At 65.1% G+C, this 14,705-nt stretch carries 15 protein-coding genes; 9 read left to right on the top strand and 6 right to left on the bottom strand.

What is annotated here, in order from left to right; all coding sequences use genetic code 11:
• Positions 1–74 precede the first annotated feature (74 nt).
• Positions 75–491 carry a MarR family winged helix-turn-helix transcriptional regulator gene (locus tag AC5RWG_RS14175; protein WP_494014299.1) on the top strand — a complete coding sequence of 139 codons (417 nt, stop codon included), beginning with the start codon at positions 75–77 and terminating at the stop codon, positions 489–491.
• Positions 492–498: 7 nt separating this feature from the next.
• Here AC5RWG_RS14175 and AC5RWG_RS14170 read toward each other — a convergent pair whose 3' ends face one another.
• Positions 499–855, bottom strand: a complete 357-nt coding sequence (locus tag AC5RWG_RS14170; protein ID WP_494014298.1) for a hypothetical protein — start codon at positions 853–855, stop codon at positions 499–501.
• A gap of 222 nt (positions 856–1,077) precedes the next feature.
• On the opposite strand from AC5RWG_RS14170, the gene AC5RWG_RS14165 reads away from it, so the two are divergent.
• The gene (locus tag AC5RWG_RS14165) at positions 1,078–1,542 is read left to right on the top strand and encodes a hypothetical protein (protein WP_494167200.1); all 465 of its coding nucleotides are present in this window, start codon (positions 1,078–1,080) and stop codon (positions 1,540–1,542) included.
• Here the strand turns inward: AC5RWG_RS14165 and AC5RWG_RS14160 are convergent.
• A complete protein-coding gene (locus AC5RWG_RS14160) occupies positions 1,509–2,348 on the bottom strand; it encodes a response regulator transcription factor (RefSeq protein ID WP_494023710.1) in 840 nt (279 codons plus the stop codon). The two genes, AC5RWG_RS14165 and AC5RWG_RS14160, sit on opposite strands and share 34 nt — an antisense overlap.
• A gap of 376 nt (positions 2,349–2,724) precedes the next feature.
• Between AC5RWG_RS14160 and AC5RWG_RS14155 the strand changes: the two genes are divergently transcribed.
• From AC5RWG_RS14155 to AC5RWG_RS14130, 6 genes are all read left to right on the top strand, one after another.
• Positions 2,725–3,264 (top strand): alternate-type signal peptide domain-containing protein, encoded by a 540-nt coding sequence (locus AC5RWG_RS14155; RefSeq protein ID WP_494167199.1) that lies wholly within the window; start codon positions 2,725–2,727, stop codon positions 3,262–3,264.
• Positions 3,265–3,345: 81 nt separating this feature from the next.
• Positions 3,346–3,921, top strand: coding sequence for a SipW-dependent-type signal peptide-containing protein (locus AC5RWG_RS14150; protein ID WP_494167198.1), 576 nt, complete (start codon positions 3,346–3,348; stop codon positions 3,919–3,921).
• An 11-nt stretch (positions 3,922–3,932) separates the two neighbouring features.
• Positions 3,933–4,616, top strand: coding sequence for a signal peptidase I (locus AC5RWG_RS14145; protein ID WP_494167197.1), 684 nt, complete (start codon positions 3,933–3,935; stop codon positions 4,614–4,616).
• A gap of 166 nt (positions 4,617–4,782) precedes the next feature.
• The gene (locus AC5RWG_RS14140) at positions 4,783–5,526 is read left to right on the top strand and encodes a hypothetical protein (RefSeq protein WP_494023714.1); all 744 of its coding nucleotides are present in this window, start codon (positions 4,783–4,785) and stop codon (positions 5,524–5,526) included.
• Positions 5,523–6,506 carry a hypothetical protein gene (locus AC5RWG_RS14135; RefSeq protein WP_494167196.1) on the top strand — a complete coding sequence of 328 codons (984 nt, stop codon included), beginning with the start codon at positions 5,523–5,525 and terminating at the stop codon, positions 6,504–6,506. Before AC5RWG_RS14140 ends, AC5RWG_RS14135 begins: the two co-directional genes overlap by 4 nt.
• Positions 6,507–6,671: 165 nt before the next feature.
• Positions 6,672–6,932, top strand: coding sequence for an SHOCT domain-containing protein (locus AC5RWG_RS14130; protein ID WP_494023716.1), 261 nt, complete (start codon positions 6,672–6,674; stop codon positions 6,930–6,932).
• Between the two features lie 100 nt (positions 6,933–7,032).
• Here the strand turns inward: AC5RWG_RS14130 and AC5RWG_RS14125 are convergent, their stop codons facing one another.
• The 3 genes from AC5RWG_RS14125 to AC5RWG_RS14115 all read right to left on the bottom strand — a co-directional run bounded on the left by AC5RWG_RS14125 (position 7,033) and on the right by AC5RWG_RS14115 (position 11,055).
• A complete protein-coding gene (locus AC5RWG_RS14125) occupies positions 7,033–9,069 on the bottom strand; it encodes a M1 family aminopeptidase (protein WP_494167195.1) in 2,037 nt (678 codons plus the stop codon).
• A gap of 179 nt (positions 9,070–9,248) precedes the next feature.
• Positions 9,249–10,562, bottom strand: coding sequence for a UDP-glucose dehydrogenase family protein (locus AC5RWG_RS14120; protein ID WP_494014289.1), 1,314 nt, complete (start codon positions 10,560–10,562; stop codon positions 9,249–9,251).
• Positions 10,563–10,611: 49 nt separating this feature from the next.
• Positions 10,612–11,055 (bottom strand): VanZ family protein, encoded by a 444-nt coding sequence (locus AC5RWG_RS14115; RefSeq protein WP_494026431.1) that lies wholly within the window; start codon positions 11,053–11,055, stop codon positions 10,612–10,614.
• Between the two features lie 291 nt (positions 11,056–11,346).
• Between AC5RWG_RS14115 and AC5RWG_RS14110 the strand changes: the two genes are divergently transcribed.
• Complete coding sequence (locus AC5RWG_RS14110; protein ID WP_494167194.1) at positions 11,347–12,861, top strand: M20/M25/M40 family metallo-hydrolase; 1,515 nt, start codon at positions 11,347–11,349, stop codon at positions 12,859–12,861.
• 23 nt (positions 12,862–12,884) lie between these two features.
• On the opposite strand, the gene AC5RWG_RS14105 is transcribed toward AC5RWG_RS14110, so the two are convergent.
• Entirely contained in the window at positions 12,885–14,600 is a 1,716-nt protein-coding gene (locus AC5RWG_RS14105; protein WP_494026430.1) for a sensor histidine kinase, read from the bottom strand.
• Positions 14,601–14,705 lie beyond the last annotated feature (105 nt).

Raw genomic sequence — 14,705 nt, 5'->3', positions numbered from 1 at the left:
CAACGTGCGCCGCCCGCATTGCTGAGGTTACCTCAATATGAGGTTACAACAGGAAAACTTGGTAGCCTATTCCCGTGGCAGATGAAAGTTTACTGGACGCGTTCTGGGCAGTGTCGCGTCAACTCAGGAGGGGCGCCCGGGAGGGCATGGCCCCGCTCGGCGTCGCCCCGTCACAAGCGAGGGCACTGCGCATGCTCCGCCAGCACGGCCCGCTGCGGTTGGGTGAACTTTCCGAGCGGCTTCGGATAGCACCGCGGTCGGCGACGGACATCGTCGATGGCCTGCAGGAGAGGGGCTGGTGCTCGCGGGAGCCTGATCCGGCGGACCGCAGGGCCACGGTGGTCGTCCTGAGCGCGGCTGGGCGGGAGATAGGACAGGCCATCCGGGAGGTCCAAGTGAGGCATGCGGAGAAGTATTTTGGCGCCCTGACGGCAGCCGAGCGCTCCCAACTTGCTGCACTCCTGGCCAAGCTCACGTCGGGGGAGGACTAGGAAGGGCCTACCGCAAGAACGCGAACCACAAGACGGCGACGGCAGCCAGCACGACGACGGTGCTGGCGACCCAGGCGGTCCTGACCGTCTTTCGGGGTGCTTTGGGGCGCTGCGCGGACCGAATACCGGACTGCGGCTTCTCGATGCGCACATACTTCGCAGGACCGGCCGCTTGACCGTCCGCCGGTGCCACTACTTGGATGAGGCCGGTGCGCAACTCCCGCCGGGCGGGATACGGGTCACCGGACGGCTTGGACACGAGCGGGATCACCGGAATCATGCCCGTCGGCGGCGCGGGCTCGGCTGCCCCCGTGCGAACGTCGCGCCGGCTCGGCAGTTGAGTGTCTTGGGCAGGATTAGGCATTACTGGCCTTTCAGCCATCAGGAACGGGTGTGGTACGCACAGACGTGGCATAGCCATCTTAGGTAGCCGGCGCGGAAATCCGGGCATCTTCCTTTGTCGTGTCGGGAAGCCCGTCGGTTCGCCCGCGGTGTGAACGGCCTGCCGCCTCGTTCAGCTTTCCTTTGGCCGATCTTCGGGCTGCGCCGCCCGGCTTCCTGAGCTGCCGGGGCCAGACTGGCACCTATGAGTTTTCCTGACCAGCCCCGCCTACGCGAGACGGGCCCTGGCCGACCCGCGGTGTCCCTCCTCTTGGCCGCCTGCGAACTGCCGGTGGTCTCGATGCCGGTGCTGCATGCCCTGGCGAGGGACCTGAGGGACGAACACGCCTGCCGCAGGTTCGTGGCCGACTACATTGACATGTGGGATTTCCGGAGGACGCGGCTGGCCCAGGCGGTCCAGGAACAGGATCTGGACAAGGTCATGGATGTTTCCCTGAGCCTCAAGACTGCCAGCAGCGTAGCCGGGGCACTGCGGCTGTCGTTTTGGGGCCGGCAGGTTCAAAGGCTGGCCACCGAATTCGCGGAGGGAAACCGGCTTGGCTTGGCGACCGCGCGGGATCTGCTGGACCCGATCGGAAGCTGCGGCGACGAGACGATGCGGCGCCTTGCTGCCGATTACCTGGCGACAGCCGACGGGGCCATCCGATAACCGAATCCGCGAACGGTCTCCAGCCACCGGGGCGAACGCGGATCATCTCCGAGTTTGCGGCGCAGGTTGGCCATGTGGACCTCGACGGCGCGTTCGTCGGCCTCCGACACAAAGGAGCCCGTGTCAAACTCCTCAAACCGCAGGCGCCGCACCAAGTCCTGCTTGCTGCGCACGGTGCGGCCGCCGTCCATGAGGGTCAACAGCAATTCGAATTCCGTCCGGGTCAACTCCACCGCGGCCGCGTCCACGGTTACCGTGCGGGTCGGATAGTCCAACGAGAGGCCGTTGTGGTCGTACGTGCCGAGCGCAACAGCGCTTGCGGCACAGCCGTCCTTTCCTGTGGCCGGCCGAAGGGCGGGGGCCGCGGGTTGCTCGGCAGGGACAGCCGTCGGTACTGCAAGGGCCGCGGGAGGCTGCGTTGACAGCGGCCCGGTATTGCGGGCCCGGCGGAGCATGGCCGAAACCCGGGCACGCAGTTCAAACGGTCGGAACGGTTTGTTGATGTAGTCGTCCGCGCCTGATTTAAACCCCAACACGGTGTCGATTTCGTTCGACCGCGCCGTGAGCATGAGGATGTAGGCATCGCTGAAAAGGCGGATCTGCCGTGCGGCCTCGAAACCGTCGAAGTCCGGCAGCCCCACGTCCAGGGTCACGATACTGGGACAGTACTTCCTCACCGCAGCTACGCCCTCCTGGCCACTGGCGGCAGCATGAACCGAAAAACCGGATTGGGTGAGGACACTGCTGATGAGCCGCCGGATGTCTTGGTCATCTTCTATGACAACGGCTACTTGCGGAGTGTCCATCTATCCCATTTCTTGTGTGTCTGCCGATTCCTGGGGTGCAGTCGAAAGAACGTCTGAGCCGCTATGTGGGCCAGCTCACAGGCTCCTTCCTAGCTACGATGCCCTGCTCCTTTGTAACGTTCAACCCCTCGCGTGGCCGATGGTGCCTGACAGTCGTAGGACGGCGGCGTCGTTGTTTTGTTGTCTGCAGCGTGTTCCGATCCTCTTCCGACTGCATGATCTTGAGGTTGGAGGTGATTCTTGAGGTTCGCACGGCCGTCCAGCCACGAATTTCGAGAACCTTTGGCTCATGCAACCGTTCATCTTTGGTTGTGCCGATGAGAGTTGAAGCAGCGGGAGGAACGTCCTACCGGGTCAGCACAGCATGAGGTCGAAGATGAACAAGATGGTTAAGGGCACTATTGCGATCGGCGCCGGCGCGCTGTTGCTCCTCGGCGGCGGCGGAACGCTGGCAGCCTGGAACGCGGACCAGACCGCACAAATGGGCACGATCCAGGCCGGTAACCTCAACCTGAAAGCGGGGCAGGGTATCTGGACGAGCAACCTGATGGAAGCCCCCGTGGACCTCGCAACCCACAGAATCGTTCCCGGCGAGACCCTGACTTACAAGCAGAACCTGGACGTTGTTCTGGAGGGCAACGCTCTCAAGGCAAAACTCAGCGTGGACGGGAAAAACGGGAAGAACGTTCTCGACGCAGCCTTCGTCGACGGGACGATCAATAAGCCGGAAGTCACCCTGGCCAAGGAAGGCGTTGACCTGACCAACGTCCTCTCGAAATCGGTCGAGGGCATCACAGCGTCCGTGAGTTTTACCTTCAACGCGGACACTGCTCAGAGGCAGAGCGTGAACGCGAAGTATGACTTCAACAACGTGGCATTCAAGCTTGAGCAGGTTACGCCTACGCCCGTGAGGTAGCGGGTGCCGGTTGCCTGGTTTGACCGTCAGCAGGCGGCTGGGCATCGGCTCCAGCCAAGTGGGAGGCAGGGGGGGAGTTGGATGCGGCGTTTTGCGACGGCAGCGGCGCTGATGTCAGGTGCGGTTTTTCTGGGTTTACTCGCCGTTCAAGTTACTTATGCCCTCTGGAATGCGAGCGTGTCGGCCGATGCCGGCACCGTCCAGGCCGCCGACTTCACAGTCACCCTCAGCGGGGACGAAAGCCGGCACATGGATATGACGCTGGCCAACGGTGCTCCGGCGACGCTGGCACTGTCCACGAAGACAGCGGGCGCCCTGCTCCCGGGCGGAACTGTCTATGCCGGCATCGTCATGACGAACGAGACCAACGCAAGTGCAAATTTCACTGTCGAGGCAAAGATGGCGGTAGCGCCGATTATGGAATCGCAGGAGCTCGGCAGATTTCTCAAGGTCCGATCCGCGGCTGCGGGAAATCTCGCCTCCTGCTCGGATCCCGCCCTTTTTACGGCCGCCCCCGAAGTGCTCCCTTCATTCCGCCTGGCCAAGGGGCAAGCGGGCGCCTTTTGTTTCCAGGTGAAACTCGCCGATGACGTGCCGGCCGCACTGGAGGGTTCGTCTACAGCGATTTCCATTCCGTTGTCTGCCGCTCAGATGTGAGAGAGAAGCCCATGCATGTTGTTCGCCTGATAGGCAGGGGACTTACCTACCTGGCCTTCCTGACGGTAACCCTGGCAGCACTGGTACTGGTCGTTATACCTCTGGTTACCGGGTCTCAGACATACACGGTGCTGACGAACTCCATGGCGCCCAAATACGCGCCCGGCACGTTTCTGGTGGTGAAGCCTGTCCCTTTCGCAGAGCTGAGTACCGGCGACGTCATCACCTACCAGGTGGAATCCAACAGCCCCGTCGTCGTCACCCACCGCGTCACCGCTGTCATCACGGCGCAGGACGGTGAGCGGCTGCTGGTGACAAAGGGGGATAACAACTCCCTGGAAGACGAAATGCCCGTCATGGAAGTGCAGGTCCGCGGCAAACTGTTCTATGCCGTGCCCTCGGTCGGCTATGTTGCCAGCGCCATGGGACAAGGCGGGCGCGGCAGCCTCGTTCAGATTGCAGCCCTCGCGCTCATTGCCTATGGCGGCTTTGCGATGCTTCGCGGGCTCCGCCAGCGGAGACAACAAGGCAGCTCAGATGCGGTCGCCGGGGCCCCGTCCAATCCGGCAGGAGGGGACAACGAGCCGGAGACGGACGCGCGGGACAACCTCCACGCCCGCGCCGGCACCACTGCCGTGTCGCAGACGGAAGCGCTGCCGACGCGCCGTTCGCTCAGGGAACAGAACAGGATTTAGCGTGATGACCGGACGAAAGGATCCACGGCCCTGTGTCTGGCGCGCCTCGGTTTCGGTCCTGTTGATCCTCCTGGTTCTGGCGCCGGCCAGTCCGGCATTCGCGGGCGATGAACGTCTGCAAATCAGCTTGGACGGACGGGATTTCGCACCGCGGCTTCAGGCACCGTTGTTTGAACAGAATGCGCCGCTGGTGCCCGGCGGATCCATGACGGCCGGCCTGTGGATTCGCAACAACGGCAGTGACGCCGGAGCCCTGACCGTGGCCGGCGTCGTCGGCGACGCCGACGTGCAGATCGCCAGGAATCTGGTCCTGCAGGTCGAGTCAGGCGAGGAACCTGCCGTCGAAGCCTCGCTGACGGGGCCGTGGTCTTGTTCCCGTATCAACACCGTCTGGATTCTCGAGGCGGGGGAGATCCTGCACCTGGACATGACACTGCGCCTCGACCAAGAGGCTGCGAACGAAACCCGGCTCAAGACCGCCGACGTGGATGTGGCCGTGACGTTGCAGGCGACGGCGGGAGGACAGGCGGCCCGTGCCGCCTGCCCCGCAGGCACCGGATCCAACCCGAGCATCCCGCCGCCGGACGAGGCGGCTGCCGGTCCCGTCAGCGGGCCCGGTCGCGCGGGCGCCGCCGGCTTGACCGGAAACGGTACAGACGCCACCCGCCCCAGTGAGCCGCACGGCCAACATGCCCTCGACACCGTCGTGACTGCCGATGCCGAAGACCAGGAGTTCCCGTTGCCCGGTACCGAGGCGGGTGCGCCGGCGACTGAAACAGGTCGCGCAAGTCAGCCGGCCACCTGGATTGCGGGCAACGTGTCCGCCAACAGCCGCGGGTGGCTGGCGGTGGCTTTGGGCCTGATGGGAATTCTGTTCCTGGTCCTGATGAAACGAGGGAAGCGTTCATGAGCACACCTCGAGACCCCGACGCGCCGGATTCCGCTGGAGGCCCTAATTTTCTGATGCGGTTGATGGCTGTGCCCGGTTTTGTGCCGGCCTTGGTGGCATTTTTCCTGGTCATTCTGCTCGGCGCCGGCGTGCCCGTCGCCGCGGCCAAGTGGCAGCAGACGGCCACCGCCACCCTGAACATCACGGTGGGGCCGGTGCCAGGGCCGCCGCCTGGATCCGGGGCTGCCCGTGTTGTGGCCGGCGCCCAACTAAAGCCCCGCCCCATAGGGCCGGGAAGGAAATCCGTGCAATGCGTGGTGGGGAAAACCAAGGCAGAGTTGGAGAACCGCGACAAGGTCGACGTCACCTTCAGTTGGAGCCGAGCCTCAAGCGTCACGCATTACAACGTCACGCTCACCTCGGACGATCCGCGTTACAACCTTGCGGCCGAGGTCAAAGGGGAATCGGTCACCTTCAGCAGGCCTCGCATTCCTTCCGACCGCCTGGGCAATCCGCTCGACGGTGCCGGGACAAAAGCACCCTATTACAGGCTTTACAGCCTGCGGGTCCAGCCGATGAACGGGACTTCCGCCGGCGATGCTGCCTACTTGGCGTACGAGTACCAGCACTCAAACGTGGAAAACTGCTACTACGACGCCAAACAGCATCCGCCCCTGGGGCTGTTGACGAGTGTGAAGCACGCAGTCAGGGCGCCCGCCGACGACCGCCGGCACGTGTCCTTCAGCTGGAACGAATCGGCCGGCGCGACCTCCTACGAGGTGTCCCTGCAGGGCGCCAACGGCTGGGGCGCTGAAACGAGGGTGCAGGCGACCAGCGCCGACTTTGAGCTGCCGTTCTCCCAGACCGGCGGTGAATTCTTTGCAGATTACCGCTTGCGGATCCAGCCCATGAACGGAACTGTTGCCGGCGATCCCGTCTACAAGACCCTGAAGTATTTCCCATGGGGCACGACACTCCATGAGGCTGCCTCGCCGGAGTAGGAATGCCCCCGGGCTTCGGAATGTCGGCCTGCCAAAAACCCTGAAGACAGGCGGCGCTTCGGTGTACCCGTCCCTGTTGGTTGTCGGACCGGACGCGTATCCTGACCCTAGGGGAACGGAGTAGAAAAGCCATCGTTCCGTCGTGATCGAAGGGGTGCTTTCATCATGGTAGATATGGGCTTGGCATGGCTGTTTGGGCTGCTGTTGTTGGCGATTGTGGCGTTGCTGGCCGTCCTGGTGATACGTGCGTTCATGGGGCTGAGACCGCGCGACGTGGAAGATGCTTTGGCAGCAGCAGGCGGTCAAATACAGCAGTCGCACCGGCGGAGCACCGCCCGACAGATCCTCGACCAAAGGTTCGCCCGCGGCGAGTTGACGGCAGATGCCTACCGAGAAGGCCTGCGCGTCCTCGGCGAAGACCGCTAGCAGCAGACGGCTAGGCGAGGACCGTTAGCCGGAGACGGCTAGCCGGTGAATGGAGTCGCTGACAGGTGGCTCCCGGCCTGCCCTCCGCGACGCCTTGCCGCTACAAAACCCCTGGTTTCCCAGCCGTCGATACAAAGGCCTTGAAGAGTGCAGCGAGGTCTTTGCCAGTGACATCCTCGGCCAGCTTTTCGAAATCGACCGGCTTGCCCGATCCGTTCCGGACCCAGGTCTTCAGGAGCCTGAAAAAGTCTCTGTCGCCCACGGTTTCCCGCAGTGCATGCAGCGCCATGGCGGCCCGGGTCTGGACATTACCGGCGAAAAGTTGATCGACGCCAGGATCCGACACCCGCACCTGCCAGAAGTCGTCGTCGGCCGGGATGCCGGCGTAGAAATCGAACGTGTCATCGGCGCTGCCCAGGTCTTGCTGTTCGTTCCAGAGCCACTCGGCATAGGTAGCAAGGCCTTGGTTGAGCCAGCTGTCCTGCCACCGCGGTGGAGGCAATTGCGAGTCGGTCCACTGGTGCGCCAACTCCCGGGCGATCATGGCATTTCCGCTGGCCTCGCTGTAGAAGCCGTCCACGGGGTAGACCGGCCGACCCTGCATTTGAACGGCGAAGCCAAGGTCCTCGGCACGGTCAATGATGCCGCCGGCGCTCTTGAGCGGATACTTGCCGAACACGGTGGACAGGAACTGCATGATCTGCGGCTGCCTGTCCAGCGACTGCTGGATCCTGTACGCCTGCGACGGCGGAGCAGCGGACCCGGCCGTCCAGCCGTTCGCGTTCTCCGGGCTGCCGTCCGGTGCAGGCTGCGCTTTCCAGCCGTCCCAGCGGTCGCCGTCGCTGTCGAAGGACGTGGACCCTCCGCCGCCCGGCACCTTAATGTCTTCGACGAAGACCCCGTCGTTCTGTCCCGTGATGTCGCTGGCGTAGGTGATGGACAGCTCCACATCCTGGCCGGCGTAATCTGCCAGGTCGAACTCCCAGTGCTCCCAGCCGTCGCTGGCGCCGGTGGCCGCCCACCATTGGCCGGTGGCGCCTTCTGCGGTGCAGGAACCGCCGCCGTCGTCCGTCTGGTAGTGCTTCAGGAAGGGGTGCACGTGATGCCACGCGGGACAGGAATGGCCGGTGGACTCCCGAGCGTGTCCGGTGGTGTCCTTCAGCGTGGTCCAATCGCTGCCGCCGGGCGTGCGCGCCTCCACGAAGGCATAGTCCCAACCGGGCTCCGTGTCCCGCAGCATCCAGAACGAGAGTTCACCGCCGGCATCCGGCACCCTGATGGTGCGGGTGAGCCGCTTGTAGCTGGCATTGTCGCTCTGCGACCAGGCAAGCCCGTCGCCGTTGCGCGGGACCACCGCCTTCTTCAGCGCCGGATCCATGGCGTCCACGTAGCTGATGCCGCCCTTGGTGCGCTCCGCCACGTCAAAGTGCCCGACGGCGATGGTCGCCAAATGCGGAGACAGCGGCTCGTCGGCCTTCCAGGTGTAGACGGTGCGGCCGGACTCGGCCTCCCTGCCGTCCGGCAAGCCGTTGGCCACCGCCTGCCAGCCGTCGGGCACCGAGATGCTGAAGGTGTAGCCGGCACGGTCGCTGGGATGGTTGTTCACCGGAAACCAAGTTGGCGCACTCAGCGGATGGCCGGTGACGAGGGCGCCGTCGTCGGTATGGATGAACCCGGCGGGACCGGGGAGGGCGAGGGTTCGGGGGGTGCCGGAGTACGCCACGACCACGGTGAAGCGGTCGCCGTTCGGGACACCCCGGATGGGGGTGACGGCGAGCTTGGCGCCGGTCCGGACAAACCGTGCGTCCCGCCCGTCGACGCTGACGGAGTCGACGGCCAGGCCATCCAGGTCCAGACTGAACGCCGAAAGGTTCTGCGTGGCCTGTGCCGTGATCGTGGCGGTGCCCTCCAGCCGGTCCGTGGGCGGGTCGTACAGCAGATCCAGTCCATAGTGGGACACCTGGTAGCCGCCGTTCCCGGCGTCAGGGAAATACTCGTCATGCAGGGTGGCGGAGCCGGGTTCGAAGACGTGCCGGCTGGGATCGGGTGCTGCTGCGGCCGGGGCGACAGACAGGCCCACGCCGGACACACCAACGAGCGCGGCCGCAACCAGGGCAAGACCCCTCCGAGCCATCATGCAACGTCCCCCCATCGGCCAATGCTGCACGGACCCGTGGATATGCGGGGTCGGCGGCTTCACGCGCTGGCCATCTACATAAGATGCTCCTGTTCGGGGCCCCTGTCAACGGATACGACTATGGGCCCGCACAACCTGGCTGTACGGGCACATTCTGGAAGGCCGGACTTGGGAAAACGCTAGGGGCGGCCGATGCCCTTGAAGGCCCAGCCGGCCTGGCGCCACGTTGCCGGGTCCAGCACGTTGCGTCCGTCCAGGATTTTCTTTTCATCCACTTGGTTTCCGACGGCGACCGGGTCCAGCTCGCGGTACTCGTTCCACTCCGTCAGCAGCACGAGCGCGTGGGCACGGGCGATGGCCGTTTTGGTATCCGGTTCGTAGCTGAGCTCCGGGAAACGCTGCTTGGCGTTGGCCAGCGCCTCCGGATCGGTGACGGTTACCGTGGCACCCTGCAGCTGCAGTTGCGCGGCAACCGATAGCGCGGGGGAATCACGGACGTCGTCGGACTGCGGCTTGAAGGCGGCTCCGAGCACGGTGATGCGTTTGCCGATCAGCGACCCGCCGCAGAGCTCTCGGGTCAGTTCCACCACGCGCGTGCGCCGGCGCATGTTGATGGCATCCACTTCACGCAGAAATGTCAGGGCCTGGTCCGCGCCGAGTTCGCCCGCCCGGGCCATGAAGGCCCGGATGTCCTTGGGCAGGCAGCCGCCGCCGAAGCCGACGCCGGCGTTGAGGAATTTGCGCCCGATGCGCTCGTCCATGCCGATCGCGTCGGCCAGGGCGGTGACGTCGGCGCCGGCGGCTTCGCAGACTTCCGCCATCGCGTTGATGAAGGAGATTTTGGTGGCCAGGAAGGAGTTTGCAGCGGCCTTGACCAGCTCTGCGGTGGCATAGTCGACCACCAGCCGCGGAGTCCCGTCGGCCAGCGGCGTCGCGTAGACCTGGTCCATGGCCGCGGTGGCGGCTTCACCGGGTGCACCCGAAGGCACACCGTAGACAAAGCGGTCCGGAGTCAGCGTGTCCTTGACGGCGTGGCCTTCGCGCAGGAACTCGGGGTTCCACGCCAGGATGGCCCCCGGGGCAATATCCCGGATTTCCTCTGCCAACCGTGATGCTGTTCCCACCGGCACGGTCGACTTGCCGACGACCACGTCGTCCGGGCGCAGGTGCACGGCCAGGGACGTGAAGGCGGCATCGACATAGCGCAGGTCGGCGGCGTTCTCGCCTTTGCGCTGCGGTGTGCCCACGCACACGAAGTGCACCGCGGCTCCGGCCGCGTCGGCCATCTCGGTGCTGAACGTCAGCCGGCCGGTCTGCTGAACCTCAGCGAGCAGTTCGGGCAGCCCGGGCTCGAAGAACGGGGCGCGGCCGGCTTGGAGTTCGGAGACCTTGCGTTCGTCCACGTCAATACCGACCACGTCATGCCCGAGTTTGGCCATGGCCGCGGCATGCACGGCCCCCAAGTAGCCGCAGCCGATGACGGAGATTCGCATAGTGGTCCTTTACGCGTGCCTGAGTAGAGACTACTTCGACTTTAGCGCGTTACCGGTGCCGGTTTTGCCGGAATTCCAGCCAGGCATAGGCCAGCACCGTGCCGAGTGCCGCGCCCAGGGTGTTCGTCCAGACATCCTGCAGCGAGGCATAGCGGCCGGGGAGGAACTCTCGTTGCGCCCACTCCATGGCACCGGAAAGGAGGAAGGCTCCGGCCGGGGTCAACCAGCGCCAACCGGTCGGCATCAGGAGGGCGGCCAGCAGACCGAGCGGCACGAACATCAGGACGTTGGCCCCGGATTCGACCAGGTTGTAGTCGACCCAGCGCGGCCCGCCTGCGTCATGCAGAGCCGCGAGAACTGCCTGGAGGGTGCTGTTCGCGCCGGCATCAACCGGGGTAGGCCACAACATTGCGACGGCGACCAGGAGGGTATAGCCGGCCAACAGCCAAAAATGCAGCAGGCGGGACGGCTCCCGGGACGTGCCAAGCCGCATCGGTCTTCCTCTCGGGTGTGGGCGGCCGCGCTGATGCGCGGGCGACGGAATGCCATGGTACCGGTGCGCCACCAAGCCCGGCCGCCCGCCCGCTCCAGCCTGCCGGTGTGGGACACTGCCTCGGCGACGCGAGACCGGCCGCTTGCAAGGCTGAAATGGTTCTTTCAGGTGTTTGTGAGGGATATCACGAGCTGGGTCTGTCGCTTTCCGGGGCCATGGGGTAGCTTCCGGGCAGGATCCTGCTGCGGGGACAGCGGGATTCTTGCATCCACACCTTATGGAGGAACCAGCATGCAGACCCACAGTTTCAGGCGGGGTGCGGCCATCGCTGCCGCCACCGCATTGGCGTTCGGAACCGGGTTGCCCGCCCAAGCCGCTATCGGGACAGACACCAGCACCCTGCGGGACGCGGTCACCGTCGAGAACATCGTCAGCCACTTGCAGGCCCTGCAGGACGCGGCCAATGCCAACGGCGGCAACCGCGCTGCGGGCACGCCGGGCTACGAGGCATCGGCCCAATACATCGAGGCCCAGTTGTCGGCCGCCGGGTACACGCCCGTTCGGCAGGCCTTCTCCTATGAACGGTTCGTGCTCCACGGCGCAGAGTTCGAGCAGGTCGCCCCGACGCCGACGATCTACACGGCAGGGGAGGAGTTTCTGGCCATGGATTACTCCGCCTCCGGCGACGTCACGGCACCGGTGACCGCGGTGGATATCAACCTCGTAGGCGACAGGGCATCCACCAGCGGCTGCGAGGCGACCGACTTCGCAAGCTTCCCCGCCGGAAACATCGCCTTGATCCAGCGCGGTACGTGCGATTTCGCCACGAAGGTCTCGAATGCCGCGGCAGCAGGCGCCGCCGGCGTGGTCATCTTCAATCAGGGCAACGGAGGAACACCGGACCGGACGGACCTGTTCGGCGGCACGTTGGGGACGCCGCAGGCCATCCCGGCCGTCAGCACCAGCTTCGACCTGGGGGCCGAGCTCGCCGGGACCGCCGGCCTGGAACTGCGGATCGCGGTGGACGCCGAGATCGTCGTGACGGAGACGTTCAACATCCTCGCCGACACGGCCGGGCGCGCGGACCGCACCGTCGTCGTCGGTGCGCATCTGGATTCTGTATCCGAGGGCCCGGGCATCAACGACAACGGTTCCGGCAGCGCGGCGATCCTGGAAACGGCGCTTCAGATGGCGGCATCGGGTGACGCCCCGGAAAACCGGGTGCGGTTCGCATTCTGGGGCGGTGAAGAGGACGGGCTGCTCGGCTCCGACTACTACGTGTCCCAGTTGAGCAAGCGCGAGATCAAGCAGCATGCGCTCAACCTGAATTTCGACATGGTCGGTTCGCCCAATGCCGTTCGCTTCGTGTACGACGGCGACGGTGACGCGTTTGGGCTGACCGGGCCGAAGGGTTCGGATACCATCGAGCGCGTCTTCGAGGACTACTTCGCTTCGCAGGGACTCGCCACGGAACCGACGGCGTTCGACGGGCGCTCGGACTACTTCGGCTTCATCAACAACGGCATTCCCGCCGGCGGCCTGTTCACCGGCGCCGAGGAAATCAAGACCGAAGAGCAGGCGGCAATCTACGGCGGCACCGCGGGCGTGGCCTACGATCCCTGCTACCACGAGGCCTGCGACACGCTTGCCAATGTGGACCTTGTGGTACTCGATCAGATGGCTGATGCGATTGCGCATGCCACGCTGACCTTCGCCGAAACGACCTCAGCGGTCAACGGCACGGCCAAGGGCAAGGGAACGGGCAGCACCAAGATGCCGTTCAAGGGGCCGCACGCCGTTCGCTGACCCCACCGGACCGGCGCTGTCTCCTACGGCAGCAGTTGGCCCAGGGAGGCCGTCTCCGGACGGCCTCCCTCTTCGCTGCGCTGCGGAATCGCGACGCTGAAGGTCGTGCCCGCTCCCAGGACGCTCGTGAAGGTCAGCGTGCCGCCGTGGGCTTCTACGATCGACTTGCTGATGGCCAGCCCCAACCCCAGCCCTGGAATGGCCGCTTGACGGACGGCACTGGTGCGGAAGAACTTGGTGAAGATTTCAGCCTGATCCGCTTCGGACATGCCCATGCCGGTGTCGCTGACCTCCAGGAGGACGGCGCCGTCGGCCGCCAGGGTCCGTACCGTGACGCGTCCGCCGTCGGGGGAGTACTTGATGGCATTGGAGAGCAAATTGTCCAGCACCTGACCCATCCTGTTGGGATCGATCTCTGCTTCCAGCCCGTCGACGGCGTCGATGACCAACTCCACGCCCGCGTGTTCTGCCCGCGGCATGGCCGACGCAACGCTGGTAGCGACGAGGTCGGCCAGCGCCGTGCGGCGGGGCTCGATGCTCAGCGTTCCGGAGGCGGTGACGAGCAGGTCTTCCACCAGTTGCAGGAGGCGTTCGGAGTTGCGCATGGCGATGCCGAGGGAAGCGGTGACATGTTGCGGCAGCTGGTCGGCGTCCTCGAGCGCGAGGTCCAGGTAGCCCATGATGGAGGTCAGGGGAGTGCGGAGCTCGTGCGAGACGCCGGCGACGAACTCTTCCTTCACCGTCAACGCATTGACCAGGTCGGTGACGTCGCTGAAGGCCATCACGGTGCCGTCGAACTGGCCGAGGTCATTCTGCATGGGGCGTGCCGTGCACAACATGGCCCGTTGCCTGTCGCCGTCGCCGATCCACACCAGCCGGTCGGAAAAAGACTCCCCCTGAATGGCACGGCGAATGGGGCGGTCTTCGGGGACCACCGGGGTCACCCGGTCCGGTTCGAAGACCAGCAAATCGGCCTCGTCCGGATTGTCGATGCCTTGGGGCATGGCCAGCAAACGGTCCCGATCCTGTTGCACGTTGCTCAGGATGTCACGGCCGTCTGCATCGGTGACGAGCACCCCCACCGCGACGGCGTTCAGGACGGTGTCCAGCCGTCGCACGTGGACCTTGCTTTCTTCCAGCAAGGCCCGCAGTTCGCGGTCTTTGCCGGCCAAGGCTTGCTGCTGCGCCGTCATGCTCAGGGAGAAAACGGACGCGGTGATGGAGACCCCCAGGGTCACGATGGGGATCAGGATCGGGCCGAACAGGGTTTCCGGCGTTACCGGCTCCGGGCCGGTGAACACCGGAATCCAGACGATGAGCATCGGCGCGGCGAAGCTGACGATGCGCGCGGCGGCGGGGGCGATCTCCGACCAAGCCATCCAGAACACCGGGAAAACCGCCAACAGGGCCACGCCGGCCAGTTCTGTCCCGGCGCCCTGGTGAAGGGCCCCGATGGCGACGAAATCCAGCAGCGGGATCACCCAGTACGACGGATAGGGCAGCCGGTCCCACGGGATGGCGGCGCCGAGGATCCACAACACGGCAATGCCGATGAGTCCGCCGGTGAATTGCGCGTTGCCCAGCAGTTGGGGGAAGAATGCGGCGGCGATCACCGCAGTCAGCGTCACCGAAATGCAGAGCGGCAGATGGCTGAGGAAAACGCGTGCGCGCAGGGGCAGCTCATGGAACTGACGGCGTCCGGTCAGCCAGGACAACAACGGGCTTGGTGCGGCAGACATGATCGAAGGTCCCCTTACTCCGGGCAGCCCTCGTTGTCGGTTGCGTTGCGGAGCCGGGCTGGCCATGACTGGTTCAGTATGGCACGCGTGTTGGCCCGCGCCGTG

The organism is Arthrobacter sp. Y3221160 (genome assembly GCF_059092585.1).
Note: the sequence above shows the minus strand (reverse complement) of the source record. Positions and strands in the feature narration are given on the sequence as shown.

Excerpts from the sequence above, each read along its gene's own strand:
- AC5RWG_RS14160 (WP_494023710.1), bottom strand. The coding sequence starts at position 2,348 with ATGGACACTCCGCAAGTAGCCGTTGTCATAGAAGATGACCAAGACATC.
- AC5RWG_RS14130 (WP_494023716.1), top strand. The coding sequence starts at position 6,672 with ATGGTAGATATGGGCTTGGCATGGCTGTTTGGGCTGCTGTTGTTGGCG.
- AC5RWG_RS14115 (WP_494026431.1), bottom strand. The coding sequence starts at position 11,055 with ATGCGGCTTGGCACGTCCCGGGAGCCGTCCCGCCTGCTGCATTTTTGG.
- AC5RWG_RS14165 (WP_494167200.1), top strand. The coding sequence starts at position 1,078 with ATGAGTTTTCCTGACCAGCCCCGCCTACGCGAGACGGGCCCTGGCCGA.
- AC5RWG_RS14150 (WP_494167198.1), top strand. The coding sequence starts at position 3,346 with ATGCGGCGTTTTGCGACGGCAGCGGCGCTGATGTCAGGTGCGGTTTTT.
- AC5RWG_RS14145 (WP_494167197.1), top strand. The coding sequence starts at position 3,933 with ATGCATGTTGTTCGCCTGATAGGCAGGGGACTTACCTACCTGGCCTTC.
- AC5RWG_RS14105 (WP_494026430.1), bottom strand. The coding sequence starts at position 14,600 with ATGTCTGCCGCACCAAGCCCGTTGTTGTCCTGGCTGACCGGACGCCGT.
- AC5RWG_RS14135 (WP_494167196.1), top strand. The coding sequence starts at position 5,523 with ATGAGCACACCTCGAGACCCCGACGCGCCGGATTCCGCTGGAGGCCCT.
- AC5RWG_RS14155 (WP_494167199.1), top strand. The coding sequence starts at position 2,725 with ATGAACAAGATGGTTAAGGGCACTATTGCGATCGGCGCCGGCGCGCTG.
- AC5RWG_RS14170 (WP_494014298.1), bottom strand. The coding sequence starts at position 855 with ATGCCTAATCCTGCCCAAGACACTCAACTGCCGAGCCGGCGCGACGTT.
- AC5RWG_RS14125 (WP_494167195.1), bottom strand. The coding sequence starts at position 9,069 with ATGATGGCTCGGAGGGGTCTTGCCCTGGTTGCGGCCGCGCTCGTTGGT.
- AC5RWG_RS14120 (WP_494014289.1), bottom strand. The coding sequence starts at position 10,562 with ATGCGAATCTCCGTCATCGGCTGCGGCTACTTGGGGGCCGTGCATGCC.
- AC5RWG_RS14110 (WP_494167194.1), top strand. The coding sequence starts at position 11,347 with ATGCAGACCCACAGTTTCAGGCGGGGTGCGGCCATCGCTGCCGCCACC.